We start from the raw sequence: 13,800 nt of genomic DNA on the forward strand, positions 1-13,800 counted from the left end.
TACCTACCTGCCTTTACAATCCGAATACCGAAAGCACTTCTTGGGCGCTCTTGGCCTGCAATAGATGTTCGCGAGCCTCTTCAGTCTTGATAACCATACTGATTTCGGCAAGAAATTGGACATGGGGGCCTACCCGGTCCACAGGAGAGAGGGTCATGATGAATATCCGACTGGGTTCTCCATCCAATGAAGCGAAATCGACGCCCTCTTTCTTGAGTCCGATACAGGCAACGAGATTCTTCACGGCCTTCGTCTTGGCATGGGGAATGGCAACTCCATGCTGGATCCCAGTGGACATTTTCCTTTCTCTTTCCATAATTGCCGACAGAACCTCTTCCCGATCGGAAATTTTTTTCTCTTTTACCAATATATCGAGTAACTCGCCAATAATCCCCTCCTTCGTCGTGCTTTTCAACGAAGTGGTGACCAATGCAGGATTTAATACATGTTTGATTTTCATATCTACGTGATATCACCATTGTCATTTTCATGCAATAGCTCTAATCGATTTGAAGCAAGAAGGAAATCGTTTCGGTATAGGGGTTGGAGGTTCATATGAGAAAGTTCACTATGTTAATTTTCGGATTGGTCATACTGGCAACTATACTTCTTGCTGGATGCGAAGAAAGTTCCAATACCACCACTTTGAAACTGCGGTTCTTGCCAGTCGAGGCAAGGTCATCTTCTACGAGAGATCCGGTAAGTCCTGATGGGCAAGGGTTATCCATTACCAGCTATATCATCACAGGTAGGGGTCCAAACGATAAGAGTTTTACCATAACCACCAGTAGTGCCCAAGCTGAGATCAATGGTCTGGTGATAGGAACCTGGCAGATAGATGTTGTTGGTATGAACCAGCAGGAGACAATTCTGGCAACCGGTTCAGCTTCTCATCACCTCACTACGAAAGACAATGCCGTCGAGGTCTTCTTGGATGAGTATGAAGGAGAGGGTGCTGTAGCAATAGATTTTACCTGGGGAGACCCGGAATTCACCTCCATCTCACTTGATTTGGAGCTACGGCCGCAGGGAGGAGAACAATTCGATGTCTATGAGGGAAAAACTATCGATACTGCAAATGCCAGCGCCCGCTACGAAGCCGTTTTGCAGACAGGCTCGTATGACCTGATATTCACGCTATATTCGGCGAACATCAAAATTGGAGGAGGGGTGGTTGCTCTGAGAATCTTGGATGGGATGACTTCATCAAGAACCATTTCCATCATCGTAGATAAGGTTACACCTGAAGCGACTGGCTTGCAGATAATCAGCCGGGTTGCTGATCCTGTAGTAGGCGAGATACAAGGCATTTCAAATGAAATTCTTCCAAATGAGATGGTTACAGCCCGATTCGTTCATTCAGGAGGCGGTGGTTCAACTCCCCTATGCGTAGATTGGTACCTAGATGGTTCGAACATCGCAACCGGAGAAACTGCCGAATTCTCTACGTTCACCGGACCACATCGATTGGATGTAGTTGCACAAACAGATAGCCTCGGGAGTGTAGGCTCTGAAACATTCCCTTTTCGAGCTACGGTTGATCCATTGAGAGGTGTCCCCAGAACTGTGGAGATCATCGTTGATGGTGAAACCGATATGTTCAACACCCCCTATTGGCTCACCGGTGTAACCGATACGGCCTTCCTCAGGGATGGAAGTCTACTCATCGCAAGTTCACAAGGCCTTCAAGTATGCCAAATAGAGAAAGATCAGCTTATCGTGAAGGAGAGTTTTATAGCTTCAGACATCTCAGATATCGCAGTAGATACGTTGGATGATATAATCTGTACAACGGCACGATCTACAGGAAAGGTTGAATTCTTCCAATACAACCCAGCAGAATATTCATTATCAAAAATTGCCTCATTAAAACCAACTTCTGGCACGTATGTCTGGACTGAAGATATCACCAATGTCGTTTTGGACACAATCGCGAATCGGTTTTATTTTGTCGATTACGTTGTCGATGGAGAATGGCCTGGAAGTTATATCAACCAGAGTGCCTATGGTCCCGGAGGAGTAACGGAGACTATGAGGAGAAACCCATTGCAAGGAATGGATTCGACGATTCCAAAACCCGATAAGCTTATAATCAACGAAAGCGGTACGAAGCTTGCTGTCAGCAGTCCTGCGGTTCGCTCGTTCTATAGCTTTATCATAAATACCAACTATTCTATTTGGGAAGATGCGGTCTATCAGGAAGAGAAAGAAAACCTACAAGGTCCGTTCGAAATGGCCTACACGGGTGAGCGGATCCAATCCATCATGGGAGATGGAATACATATCTACAGCCACTCTGCTGACAACAATTCATGGATAGAATCGGGAAAAGCTAGAAATACTGATGATGTGGTTACATCTATGGTATTCGACCCTATTGATCAAGTCGGTTGGGCTGTCCATGGTGGAATCGCGCCTTCCGTTTATCTGCTAGGATTGATAAACGAATCATCTGTCTATTCGCTTAATGAACACAATCCCATGGACTGCGGATCCTATGTTGCTTCCGACATCAGCCTATCACCAAAGGGAAACTTCCTGAGTATCAGTATGTCGAATGAGCTAAGGTTATTGCGGATATCGGATGGCTGAAAGTGGAGAGGGTAATACTATGGTCATCGTAGTACCATTTTCCTTAGTACTCTCTATAGTAAGTGATCCGTTATGGAGCTGAGCAATACGGTCAACGATGGTGAGTCCCAAACCAGAACCTTGTGTCGATCTGGCGAACTCCCCTCTATAAAGCCGTTCAGTCAGTTTTGGAATTTCCTGAGGGGGGATGGGGTTACCGCTATTGTGGACAGCAATTAGCGTCCCACCCTCCTTCTGGCTAACACGTAATCTAATGGGGGTACCTTCAACACCGTATCTGATCGCATTGCTAATAAGGTTCGACAATGCACGGGTCAGTAAAACCTCATCTGCCATTATCTGATCGCATGAGATCTCGGTATCTAAATGCATAGAAGATTGGAGAAGTTGGGCTTCAAACCGTTCACCGAGTTCCCTAACCATAGTATTGCAATCAATCAACTCTAGTTTCGCTTCTGCCTCGGGAGATTCGAGGCGCATAAGAGTCTCAAGATCGTCGACTAATATCTCCATCCGCTGCAATTCTCGCATGGTGCGCTCGAATCTTGCCACATCGGGCTTTAGGATGCCATCAATCATTCCTTCCAACTGCGCCTTCACCGATGCGACCGGAGTCCGTAAATCATGGGCAATATCCTGTGACCACTGGGATCGGACTGTCCTCTCATGCAACAACCGTAAACGGAGCGATTCGATGGATTGACCTATCCTGACCAATTCATCTGAACCATCCGATTTCACAGGAACGGAAAAATTTCCCTGCGTCATTTCATGAAGAGATCGAGCCAGGTTATCGGCAGGCCGAGCGACTTTGCGAGAAAAAAAGAGTGCTGCGATCAATGCAATTCCCAAAGAGAGCAAAAGTGAGAGTAGAAGGACCATCACCATGGTCCGTAGAAGAGTCTTATTGGCGATATCGGTACTGAAGGATTCTTCCCCAGTCGCATAATATCCGACTAAAACAGAATCGACATAGATGGGCTTCATTTGAGCCATCATATTTCGCCCCATGCTTCCATGCATCCCCCACCCGCGACTACTGCCTAACAATTGCCTGTTCGCATCATAGATCGCGAGAGGTCCAGTATATGAATCAGCTCCCCCCTGTTCTTCGCCTTCAACAAGAAAATTCTTCGCGGTATCATAGGCTTGAGAGCTACGAACTTGTTGCCACTGGTCCTCCGATTGGCGATATCCCAATCCTATTAGAAGAGCAACGACTGTCAACTGTATGATAAATACCACCCCGAAAACGAGGAAGGTCTTCTTAACCAATGTCATGTTCTACCTTTCCAATAAATCGATAGCCGAATCCGCGGACGGTTTCTATCCATCCGTTGATTGTCAATTTTGCTCTGATATTCTTCATATGAGTGTTGATTGCACGTTCCGACCCCTCTGCAAGATAATCGAGGCACATACCTAAGAGTTTTTCCCGACTTACGACAACTTTCTCGCGCTCTGCAAGAAATGATAAGATTTTCCATTCCGTGGCTGTGAGTTTCACCTCAATACCATCGTGCAAACAGAGATGGCTGTTCTCATTAAGTTCAAGCTTATGCGGCTTATGGTCTTCAGCCATCTCGGAATCGAGCATCCAAGTATGCAGTTGCTCTTTAGACGATTTGTTGCTATCCCGTTGCGTACGACCAAGGATGGATCTGACACGCAATACCAACTCCCTCATAGAGAAAGGCTTCACCACATAATCATCTGCGCCAATCTCAAATCCGGTAATTCTATCAGATTCAGATGTTCTTGCAGTTAGGAAAAGGATTGGGATGTCGTTATCTTTTTTAATTCTTCTTGCCAGATGGAAACCATCCCCGTCAGGGAGCATAACATCAAGTATCATAAGATCCGGAAAGCCCATTTTAGCCGCTTCATAGACTCCAGCGATCCGGTCGAAAGAAACCACCTTATGGCCTTCAACTTCCAAATAGGAGCCTATGGCATCTAACAATCCTGCGTTGTCCTCAACTACAAATATTTTGGACACTTCATCCTCTCCTTCCAAGAATTTACATACCGCAATGGTATACCGAAAAACTATAGGAGGAAAGTGTCATCGTGGTAAGGAGTCGATAAAGATTGGGTGAAGATGTATATCTAATTACGAGTTCTTTTCCAGTTTAGGCAATCGCAAAAATAGTGCCAACACAAAACAGATAGCCGATACTACGAGAATTCCCATACCCAAGCCCCATAGATTGCTGAAGAACCCCAACATGAGGGCAATTAAAACAGCAAACAAGGTCTCTGCCTGCGACTCTACCGAGAGTGCCGAGGCAAGTGAACCTTTATCCATCCTTTCGGTCACATAGGCGATTCCCATGGGTTTGCGAAGATTTTCAATGACATAGATACCCACATACAGAATAATCGCCACGAGAGGAACTCCCAACCAATAGGCGATTCCACTAACAACTCCGAACGAGATACCCATAAACAACATGCTATTCAGGGGAATAGCGAGGGTATGGAAACGCTCCGACATCTTTCCTGAAGATTTGGAGGCATATGCGGTAAGCAAGTACAATGCAGCATAGACAAACCCGGTGATCAGTGCTGTACGTTGATCATCCTGGAGTGCGAGGAGAACAGGCAATGCTATCGCAAAGTTCTTCAATATCGGTTGCAGGTAATCTTTGAAGGCTTTGTAGTAACCGCTATATAGCGATTGGTTAGCTATCGCGCGCAGAAGATCCTTGTTTCTCAGACTCTTCATGAGAGATTGAACTACCGAGGAAAATTCTGAGGCGACGGTCTTATTGCTGGTGTGACGGGGACCATCAAGGTTTGCGGGATAGCTGAGTATCAATATGAGATCGAGTACGTAAGGAACAATGGTGAATAGGAATACCGGGGCATACGAGCCTTGCCAGAATACCAAAAATGCGGCTATTAGCGCAGATAAGGCGGCTCCTGCTTGGCTCCAAGCACGTGTGTGTCCGTAGTAGTGAGCCTTCAGATGTCCCCAGTTGTGCATGTGCAGGTAGTCAAAGATCATTGCCTTGTGTGTTCCTGTCCTGAACGCTTCACCGGCAGCAAAAACAAGCATAGCTACAAACAGAATCCAATAGGAATCGGCGAAAAAGAATACAATGAACGAGAGTATATAGGAGATAAATGAAACGGCCATGGAACGACGTCGTCCCAATGTATCGGCTATGACGCCCGAGGGAATCTCAATGAGATTCACACACACTTCCCGCGCAGCGTATAGGGTTCCGATCTCCAAATAAGTCAAACCTTTTTCCAAAAAGAAGAGCATGAGAAACGGTTCGAAGAATCGCAGGTTTTTCAGGAACCCGTAGGCACAAAACTTGTAGAACTGCCCATTTCGCTTGAAATCGGTGGGGAGATCTTTATTTTCGCTCATACGTACATATTAGCCAATATTGTCATGTTTTACAAATAAAAATACAGCGAAAATAAAGTTGAGACGTGATCGATCTTAGTTTTTACATATCTCAAAAAATGATCATAGAAAACAATCTTTCGGGTGGTAGCGTTTTAGGTAAAAGTATCATCCATGCTATCCCAACCCTACGATTCTCTTGGAATTTGAGAGAGAATCTTATGTGAGGAATGCTTGGATAATATCCTAGTTTTCACATCATAATCGGCTGTTTCTTACTCTCCAAATCATAAACCTTGATCCAAGGGCTTCGCTTGCAGATATTCGATTCCTGCCTTCCAACAAAAAAAGTACCAAAACTTATATTTCGTACCAGGTTCCCTCTTGACAAGTATCACAGTCTTAGTGTACTAGTTTGATAGTACACTATTATACATTACAAGGAGTGATGCCATGATAAGAATGCAGAACATACGGTTCCAATATGGAAAGAAACCGTTGTTTGCCAACATGGACCTCGATATCGACAAGGGTAACATCTATGGTTTGTTAGGAATGAATGGAGCGGGAAAGACAACTCTGCTGAAACTCATCTCTGGCCAGCTGTTTCCTTTAGAGGGGTCATCGACAGTACTCGGGTACAACCCAGTGGATAGGCATCCGGCGATGCTGGAGGATCTTTTCCACCTTCCCGAAGAATTTTTGCTACCACGTATGACAGCCGAGGAATACTTGGCTACCTATGCTCCGTTCTATCCACGTTTTGATGACGCGGCACTACACCGCTATTGCATGGATTTCGACCTGGATTTGTCACAGAAATTACACGAACTCTCTTTCGGACAGAAGAAAAAATTCCTCCTATCCTTCGGCTTGGCATCCAATACAGCACTGTTGATCCTGGACGAACCGACCAATGGACTCGACATACCCTCAAAAAGCCAATTCAGGAGAACCGTTGCCTCCGCGATGACAGAGGATCGTACATTCATTATCAGTACGCATCAGGTACGAGATATGGAGAACCTTATCGACCCGATCATCATAGTCAATAATGGCAAAGTTGTATTCAATCATAATCTTACCGACATCTCCGACAATTTCTGTATGGACCTCCAAAGAAACGAACCAAATCTCGGAGAAGCTATTTTCAGCGAGAAGGTGCCCGGTGGTTGGATGACTGTTCGACAAAGGCAAGAGGGAGACGGGGAAACCGTAGTCGATCTTGAAACCCTTTTCAATGCTGTTATCGCTAATCCCTCCCCTTTCGCGAATCTTACTACCAGTGAAGGAGGCAACGCATGAAACTTGTTCGTGTATTGAATAAAGAGGTCCAAGAGAACAAAAAGAATCTGTTTATCTATGCTCTCACCATTGCATTAGTCTTGTTCGTACAAGAGGTAGGAGGAGCATTTTTTATCAGGATGACCGGTGGCATTCAGCCTGCTGAAAATGGCTATCTGACCAACTTCATCGGCTTCTTATTCCTCGGTGGGTTCATCACCACAAGTATCATTTTCAGTGATGACATGTTCAGTAGGATCGGACAGCACAATTGGCTCATGCTTCCAGCTTCCCGACTACAAAAGTTCCTTGCCAAAGGATTGCTCACCGCTATAGCCTACCCGATTGCACTAGCTGTCTTGCTTACCGTAGTCTCCATCGTGGTAGAGGCTATCGCATTGTTATTCTTTGGAAACCCGTTCATCATGTTCAATCCTTTTACCCGTCATATAGGTATCATGATGCTTCACTATCTGGTAACTCAGTCCATATTTCTTCTGGGAGCAACCTATTTTCGGAAAACTCATTTCGTGAAAACAGTACTATCGCTTGGAGTGATCGGCATCCTGCTAGCTATCCTCTCTACCATTATGGTGCGAATCGTCTTCGCCCCCTACTTCACCGGACCATTTGGCTTCCACTTTTCGATCGACTCCTATGTCATGTATGACCATCTTACGTTAGTGAGAGTCTCGAAATGGATTGGCTCAGTCATTTACTGGGCAATACTACCGGCATTCTGTTGGTATACTGCATATCTTCGTGTGAAGGAGGTACAGGCAACCGATGCAATTCGATAAACATACATCCATCTATCTACAGATAGCCGAGTATCTGTATGATCGGATCCTCAGTGGAGAGTGGCCGGACGGGCAACGCATACCATCTATTCGGGACATGGCTGTCCAGCTGGAAGTCAATCCAAATACCGTAACACGTACCTATACACTACTTCAGGAGGAAGGAACATTGGAAAATCAACGGGGAATCGGATACTTCACTGCAGCCGACGCCCGTCAGAAGGTACTGGACCAGAAGAGAGAGGCCTTCGTCCGGAATGAATTGCCAGCGATCTTCGCTACCATGGAACAGGTTGGCCTCACCAAGAACGATTTGATCGATCAGTTCGAAACATATCAAAAGGAGCAAAAGCAATCATGAAAAGAAGCAATATCATGTTACTGGGTGCTGGAGCACTCATGGTACTACTCTTACTAGCCTCAGTAATTACCGCAAGAGTAGTATTCGATCGGTCGATTGTCCAGGATTCACCAGGAAAAGGCGTCGTCTATATAAACACGAATTTCTAGGTTCAAATCCCGGAATCTTCCTTTACAGTTTCGGGTGGTTCTTCAAGGAGCTCCGGATGCTTGATATAGCGAAGGAGCTCCTTCCAAGCAGAAGCCATGCCGAAACCATCGCAAATACGTTCATCGCCCACAATCTTGAAATCAATATATTTGCGTTCCACCACAGAGCCGTCCTTTGCCAATACCCTCTCCGAATATTTGGGGCCATAGGCAATGAACCCGCTACAGGTACCGAAGTTGTAGATATGGTGATAGATCGGGGGAAAGTTAATGGATCCCATAGCTGTGACGAAAATACTGCAATGGAATGGACTGAGACGTTGTATCGTCTTGGGCATCCAACCATGGAAATCGAGCCACTTGATTGTTCCAATTACCATTCTGATTAACAATGTGGGCAAATGGTTGACGAATTTTGCGAAGGAATCGGTAGAATTGTTGGTCATCAGATCCTTGTTCCGCTCGATCTCATGCTGCAATCTAAGGGCGACATCGAATATTGTATCATGGGGATCGTAGACCATCTTCACCACAGTCTGGGTCCCTTCCACCGATAGGTTTTTCTTAATGGCCAGAGAAATGCTCAACTCATCACGACTGTAGGCTTTCCTTCCGGCAATGAAACGATTCACATAGGGCCTTTGGCTAATCATTCTAACGATAGCAGCCATTACGACATCGATGAATGTAAGGTCTTGTCCGATCGGGCTTCCCTCTGTTCTGCGTTTCCGAAGATATCGCTCTACTGGAGTTACATCGATCTTGAAGGATGCTCCGACTTCAGAATCATTACGTGTTGTCATGATATGGGGAATCAGGGTGAAGAAGGTATCGGTATGCATCAGACGCCTTCCGTCATATCGATCACGCCAACGTTTCTTAATCTTCGGTCGTTCTACAGGAGCACCATATACCCGTTTTTCGTCCATACCCTATTCCCATTCAATGGTACCGGGCGGCTTGCTCGTTACATCGTAGAGGACCCGGTTCACCCTCTGTACTTCGTTACAAATCCGAGAAGAGGCCCTTTGCAAAACATCGGGAGGGAAACGAAACCAATCGGCGGTCATCGCATCTTCACTGGTAACAGCGCGCAATGAACAGACCTCTTCGTAGGTCCTTTCGTCACCTTGGACACCTACACTCTTTACGGGAAGTAGACAGGCAAGGGCTTGCCAGATATCTCCATACAACCCAGCCTTCTTGATTTCTTCTATAAAGATCGAATCTACCTCGCGCAACGTATCAAGGCGCTCTGCGGTAACCTCACCGACACACCGCACGCCCAGCCCAGGACCTGGAAAGGGATGTCGATTGACGATCTCATCCGGTAATCCAAGTTCTTTACCGAGCAGGCGGACCTCATCCTTGAACAACTCCCGTAAGGGTTCCAACAAGGAGAAGCGTAGATCTTCTGGTAAGCCTCCCACATTGTGGTGACTCTTGATAGTTACCGAGGGACCTCCCGAAGGACTGATGCTCTCGATCACATCGGGATACAGGGTTCCTTGGGCTAAGAAGTCGATCTCGCCAGCCGCGCGGGCTTCCTGTTCAAAGACATCGATAAAAACTTTTCCGATATTTTTACGTTTCTGTTCAGGATCGGTGACTCCCGTCAAAGCAGAGAGAAATTGGTCTTGCGCGTCGGCATATTGGAGGCGGATATTGAAATTGTCACGGAAAACTGAGAGGACCAAGTCGGCCTCCCCTTTCCTCAACAGTCCATTGTTTACGAATACGCAGACCAGTTGGTCACCGATAGCTTTATGAATAAGAGCTGCTGCAACCGAGGAGTCGACACCACCTGAGAGACCGCACAGTACCTGCTTATCACCGACAGTGCGTCTGATTTCTTCAATTTGTGACTCAATGAATGATTCCATGCTCCAATCGGCAGTAGCTTTGCAAACATCGAGCACGAAGTTGGCCAGGAGTCTGGAACCTTCGGTCGTGTGGACTACTTCGGGATGGAACTGCACCCCATACCATCCCTTCTCTGGATACTCCACAGCCGCGTATGTACAATTCTCTGTCGATGCAGAAAGGCTGAAATGATCTGGAAGTGATGCTACCGAATCCCCGTGGCTCATCCATACCTGACTTTTTTCCGAGATACCGGAGAGTAACAGAGATGCTTTCTGCTTGATATCCAAATGGGCAAAACCGTATTCCTTCTGTCTAGGACGTTCAACGGTTCCACCATTCATCACAGACAATACCTGCAACCCGTAACAGATACCGAGTATAGGAATTCCGAGATCAAAAAGGGCTTTGTCGGGACGGGGAGAATCGGGCGTACGGACACTGGATGGTCCACCAGAGAATACCAGCCCCTTGGGGGCAATCTTCGCTACCTCTTCTGCCGATATCGTATAGGGAACAATCTGGCTATAGACTTGGTTTTCCCGTATACGTCGGGCTATCAATTGACTGTATTGGGCACCGAAATCGAGTACTAAAATGGTATCATGGGTTTTCGTATCCATAGATTCTCCTTGTTATAGGGCTAGGGTGCGTACTGGTGGATAAGCTTTAAGGACTGCCCGTGAGACGGCGATTCCCAATACTACTCCAACGCCACTTTGCATAAGGTTGAGGGGAATTTCGACCAAAGCGGCTTCGAATCCATAGAGGAAGCCACCGGCAATATAGTACCCTCCAGTCATAATAATCATACCAACCACACCACCAAGAGCCATCTTGAATAGTTTGGCATCACCAGGCACGCCTGAACGCATACCTGCTCTTGCGATAATAGCAATCAGCATACCTTGGACTCCATGGATAACGAAGGAGAGAGGAGCCCATTGAGCATAACCACCGATCAGATCGGCGATACCTGTCCCCAGACCTCCGGCGATTGCAGCAACCCAAGGCCCAAAAAGAAAAGCTGCGAAGGTAATGACCACATCACAGAGACTGATATAACCTCGGATAGGAGTCGGAACACGTACCATAAGGGTAAAAACCACTACCACAGCAGTCAAGACAGCAATCAACGCAATACGTAGTGCGGTCATTTTGGAAGCATTTTTCGAATCCATTGCCGGACCTCCTTCAGAGGGTATTGAACACCAAGTAGAAAACTGTCGGAATCATAACCGAAAGCAGCAGTTGGGTAAAGAGACCCCCTTTTGCCTTGAGGACCCTGTAATGGCTTCTCTTGTTTGCTCTTCCCAATCCCCGGTGTTCCAAGCTCATGGCGACTTGGGGAATCGATTTCAAGGCGAACACCAATGCGGCGGTTACTGTTGGGATAGCATCCGCAATCCGTTGACGCCGACTATGTTTGCCCTCGACCTGAATGCTTGTCCGCAGGGCATGGGAATCCTGGATCATCTTGAAAGAGTCTGCGATGAATGGGATGAATCTGAAAGCTAGTGTCAATACGAGTGCGGCCTGATACGAAAGCCCATACCAGCGCAAAGCAAGGTTGATATCGGCCATCGGCGTTGTCCATACATACAGGGTACAGATATAGGTAATTCCTAAGAATCTTGATACGAGGAAACTCAAGTTTTCCAAAGATTCGGCTGTCGCAACTACCCAGCTGCCGACTTCAAGCACCACCGTTCCATTTCGATAAGTCAAAGGAACGAACAAGGTCATGAGAATTAGAACGAAAAGGATTGCCTTCAACGGTTCTAGGGCTTGTTTGAAGCCAGTTGCTCGCCAAGTAACTAGGAAGGTAAAGAAGAATATAGACCACAATCCCAAATGGGAAAGGGGAAGGAATACCGTAATACAGAGCAATAATACAAGCAGTAATTTAGCCCGTGCATCCATGTGATAGAGAAATCCACGGCCAGCGATAAAGGTGTTAGTAGTCATGAGCCCACCTCCGTCTCGAGTACCGCCCCGTCCTTTATCGAATATTGCCTCTGGGCAAGATTCTTAGCGAACGTCTTATCATGGGTGATAAGTACGATCGCGGCTCCGTTGGACCGCAGCAGAGAAACAATCTCGAAGGCTGCGGCATAGGTTACCCCACTATCGAGTTCATCGATTATCAGAAAGGGTCTATCGAGCAAATAGTATACAGCTGCCTGAAGATGTTTTTTTGCTCCGTACCCCATCATCGTAGGATTATCATCACACGAAAGGTGGAAGAGTTTGGCACATCCTTCAATCAATTGTCCACGTTTGGATGAAGAAATTTGTGGTATATGGCGAAGCGACCAACCCAACTCATCTCTCACTGTAGGCAAAAATATCCCGTAATCTGGATTCTGAAACAGGTATCCCACATGGGATTGTAAACTCTTCTGTACACTCGAATTTCCGTCCAGTTCGATACTGCCAGAATAATAGGAATCGAGGCCGCAAAGAACCCTACTGAGCGTGCTTTTCCCTGAACCGTTCGGCCCGACCAAGGCAACCACCTCTCCCGATTCTACATGGAAAGAATTAACTTTCAAGGTAAACGGAACTGTCGAAGAGACCGAGCGTCGAGGATGGACTATTGATAAGTTCTTTGCCTCCAATTGTCGGGTCTGCGGAATTGAGATTTCGGCCAATGTTGATGAGAATTGCAGATCGCACTCCCTATCGAAAGCAAGGACCACATCCTCTTCACTTCCTGATACCAAAGAACCTCCTCTAAGCAAAGCATAGGAATCAAAACTGCCCCTAAACTCCTCCAGATAGCGTGACCCGAAGATGACAACACTCTTATTCTCTCTCTGTATCTTTTGCAGCAAACGAGAACGCCACGTTTCATCAAGATCATCAAATGGCTCATCCATGATCCAGAGGGGGGCATCTATAGCATCGGCAATCGCTAGTAAAAGGCGTTTTTGTTCACCTCCCGACATCTCTTGTGGATTGACATCGATCATCTGTGAGAGACCCCATGAACGGAGTGACTGGTGGACCTGTCCGACCAATTGCTCTCTTCTCATCCCCATAGACTCCAACGGGAAAGCAACTTCATCACCGCAGGTGGTCATAAGAAGTTGTTCTTGGGGATTCTGGGCTATAAGAGTACAACGGTCGGTCAATTCCCAAGGTGCGAAATTCTCGATTGACTGTCCATCCATGGTGATAGAACCATGAAGTTCTCCTGCAATAAATCGGGGAATGAGATTGCATATGATTCTGGCTAGTGTAGATTTTCCACTATCGGGAGCCCCAAGAATCAAGAGCTTCTTTCCTTTTCCTACATGCAGATTGATATCAGTAAAAACTGGTCTGTGTTCATGATCGCTGTACCTCTCGTATGCAAATGAAAGGTGTTCTATCTCCAACATGGTA

Annotated in this window: 14 protein-coding genes; 5 read left to right on the forward strand and 9 right to left on the reverse strand. The window is 46.4% G+C overall.

What is annotated here, in order from left to right; translation table 11 throughout:
- Window positions 1-13: 13 nt before the first annotated feature.
- Window positions 14-460 carry a PTS sugar transporter subunit IIA gene (locus ACODJP_RS09965; protein WP_422481042.1) on the reverse strand — a complete coding sequence of 149 codons (447 nt, stop codon included), beginning with the start codon at window positions 458-460 and terminating at the stop codon, window positions 14-16.
- A 95-nt stretch (window positions 461-555) separates the two neighbouring features.
- Between ACODJP_RS09965 and ACODJP_RS09970 the strand changes: the two genes are divergently transcribed.
- The gene (locus tag ACODJP_RS09970; protein ID WP_422481044.1) at window positions 556-2,592 is read left to right on the forward strand and encodes a hypothetical protein; all 2,037 of its coding nucleotides are present in this window, start codon (window positions 556-558) and stop codon (window positions 2,590-2,592) included.
- Here the strand turns inward: ACODJP_RS09970 and ACODJP_RS09975 are convergent.
- From ACODJP_RS09975 to ACODJP_RS09985, 3 genes are all read right to left on the reverse strand, one after another.
- A complete protein-coding gene (locus tag ACODJP_RS09975; protein ID WP_422481046.1) occupies window positions 2,569-3,873 on the reverse strand; it encodes a HAMP domain-containing sensor histidine kinase in 1,305 nt (434 codons plus the stop codon). The genes ACODJP_RS09970 and ACODJP_RS09975 overlap by 24 nt on opposite strands.
- Window positions 3,860-4,591, reverse strand: a complete 732-nt coding sequence (locus ACODJP_RS09980; protein ID WP_422481048.1) for a response regulator transcription factor — start codon at window positions 4,589-4,591, stop codon at window positions 3,860-3,862. Before ACODJP_RS09980 ends, ACODJP_RS09975 begins: the two co-directional genes overlap by 14 nt.
- Before the next feature lie 114 nt (window positions 4,592-4,705).
- Window positions 4,706-5,974, reverse strand: coding sequence for an MFS transporter (locus ACODJP_RS09985; RefSeq protein WP_422481050.1), 1,269 nt, complete (start codon window positions 5,972-5,974; stop codon window positions 4,706-4,708).
- Window positions 5,975-6,406: 432 nt separating this feature from the next.
- On the opposite strand from ACODJP_RS09985, the gene ACODJP_RS09990 reads away from it, so the two are divergent.
- Genes ACODJP_RS09990 through ACODJP_RS10005 form a run of 4 tightly spaced genes read left to right on the forward strand, consistent with a single transcriptional unit; the run spans window position 6,407 to window position 8,547 of the window.
- Window positions 6,407-7,258: an ATP-binding cassette domain-containing protein gene (locus ACODJP_RS09990; RefSeq protein WP_422481052.1), complete on the forward strand. Its 852-nt coding sequence runs from the start codon at window positions 6,407-6,409 to the stop codon at window positions 7,256-7,258.
- Complete coding sequence (locus ACODJP_RS09995; RefSeq protein WP_422481054.1) at window positions 7,255-8,037, forward strand: hypothetical protein; 783 nt, start codon at window positions 7,255-7,257, stop codon at window positions 8,035-8,037. The genes ACODJP_RS09990 and ACODJP_RS09995 overlap by 4 nt, the downstream gene beginning before the upstream one ends.
- Window positions 8,024-8,398, forward strand: a complete 375-nt coding sequence (locus ACODJP_RS10000) for a GntR family transcriptional regulator (RefSeq protein ID WP_422481056.1) — start codon at window positions 8,024-8,026, stop codon at window positions 8,396-8,398. The genes ACODJP_RS09995 and ACODJP_RS10000 overlap by 14 nt, the downstream gene beginning before the upstream one ends.
- The gene (locus ACODJP_RS10005; protein WP_422481058.1) at window positions 8,395-8,547 is read left to right on the forward strand and encodes a hypothetical protein; all 153 of its coding nucleotides are present in this window, start codon (window positions 8,395-8,397) and stop codon (window positions 8,545-8,547) included. Before ACODJP_RS10000 ends, ACODJP_RS10005 begins: the two co-directional genes overlap by 4 nt.
- A gap of 2 nt (window positions 8,548-8,549) precedes the next feature.
- Here the strand turns inward: ACODJP_RS10005 and ACODJP_RS10010 are convergent, their stop codons facing one another.
- Genes ACODJP_RS10010 through ACODJP_RS10030 form a run of 5 tightly spaced genes read right to left on the reverse strand, consistent with a single transcriptional unit; the run spans window position 8,550 to window position 13,796 of the window.
- Window positions 8,550-9,476 (reverse strand): hypothetical protein, encoded by a 927-nt coding sequence (locus ACODJP_RS10010; RefSeq protein ID WP_422481060.1) that lies wholly within the window; start codon window positions 9,474-9,476, stop codon window positions 8,550-8,552.
- 3 nt (window positions 9,477-9,479) lie between these two features.
- Window positions 9,480-11,033 carry a glutamine-hydrolyzing GMP synthase gene (guaA, locus tag ACODJP_RS10015; RefSeq protein ID WP_422481062.1) on the reverse strand — a complete coding sequence of 518 codons (1,554 nt, stop codon included), beginning with the start codon at window positions 11,031-11,033 and terminating at the stop codon, window positions 9,480-9,482.
- Window positions 11,034-11,045: 12 nt separating this feature from the next.
- Complete coding sequence (locus ACODJP_RS10020) at window positions 11,046-11,591, reverse strand: ECF transporter S component (protein ID WP_422481064.1); 546 nt, start codon at window positions 11,589-11,591, stop codon at window positions 11,046-11,048.
- 13 nt (window positions 11,592-11,604) lie between these two features.
- Window positions 11,605-12,378, reverse strand: a complete 774-nt coding sequence (locus ACODJP_RS10025) for an energy-coupling factor transporter transmembrane component T family protein (RefSeq protein WP_422481066.1) — start codon at window positions 12,376-12,378, stop codon at window positions 11,605-11,607.
- Window positions 12,375-13,796, reverse strand: a complete 1,422-nt coding sequence (locus ACODJP_RS10030; RefSeq protein ID WP_422481068.1) for an ATP-binding cassette domain-containing protein — start codon at window positions 13,794-13,796, stop codon at window positions 12,375-12,377. The genes ACODJP_RS10025 and ACODJP_RS10030 overlap by 4 nt, the downstream gene beginning before the upstream one ends.
- Window positions 13,797-13,800: the final 4 nt, after the last annotated feature.

Source organism: Pleomorphochaeta sp. DL1XJH-081 (assembly GCF_049310885.1).
In the GTDB taxonomy this organism is placed as follows: domain Bacteria; phylum Spirochaetota; class Spirochaetia; order Sphaerochaetales; family Sphaerochaetaceae; genus CAYZJV01.